The organism is Massilimicrobiota sp. An134 (genome assembly GCF_002160815.1).
Classification (GTDB): Bacteria; Bacillota_I; Bacilli_A; order Erysipelotrichales; family Coprobacillaceae; genus Allocoprobacillus; species Allocoprobacillus merdigallinarum.
On the sequence record NZ_NFLH01000081.1, the window covers coordinates 1 to 698 of the forward strand.

Consider the following 698-nt stretch of genomic DNA (forward strand, 5'->3'; position numbering starts at 1 on the left):
TTTCTTGACGATCTCCACGACCTTGTTTTCGTGTTTTCTACTATTGGCGTTGGCTTTTCGATGTGTTCCATCTCCAAATACTGTATCAAGATCCACAAAATCATATGCTATGGCTTCTTCGATGATCCTGTTGAAAATCTCATCAAAAATTTCTGAATCTCCATATCTTCTGATATAGTTCTGTGACCAGGTTGAATAGTTTGGAACCTCATCATCAATGGACAATCCTAAAAACCACCTGTAGGCAAGGTTGACCTTGATTTCTTCACATGTTCTTCTCATGGAATGAATACCAAATGTAAAGTTAATAAAAAGCATTTTAAAAAGTACCACCGGATCGATACTTGGTCTTCCAAAAGAACTGTAGAGCGGTCTGACCAATGGATAAATAAATGTCCAGTCAATGGCTTCCTCAAGCTCTCTTACCTTGTGATCTGATGGTACTAATTCATCTATAGTACTCAAAATAAAGCTGTCATTTTTACGATTGTTTAAACATGTCATTGCCATAATATTTTACCTGCAAATACGCACTTACATTATATCATATTTTCATGACATGATGATAAAAAAAGGTCGTGGAGCCTCAAAGTTTGCGTACTTGGAAAGAAGTCATCCACGACAATGGATATAATACCATATATTCTTTCATTTGAAAACTAAAAGCTGTTGACTTTTTTACTTTGTCAACAGCCTGA

General features: G+C 35.7%; 1 protein-coding gene. It reads right to left on the reverse strand.

Annotated features, from left to right (window positions below):
- A partial coding sequence (locus tag B5E79_RS13255; protein ID WP_143746802.1) for a transposase occupies nt 1–510 on the reverse strand: 510 nt, incomplete at its 3' end.
- Between the last annotated feature and the right edge of the window lie 188 nt (nt 511–698).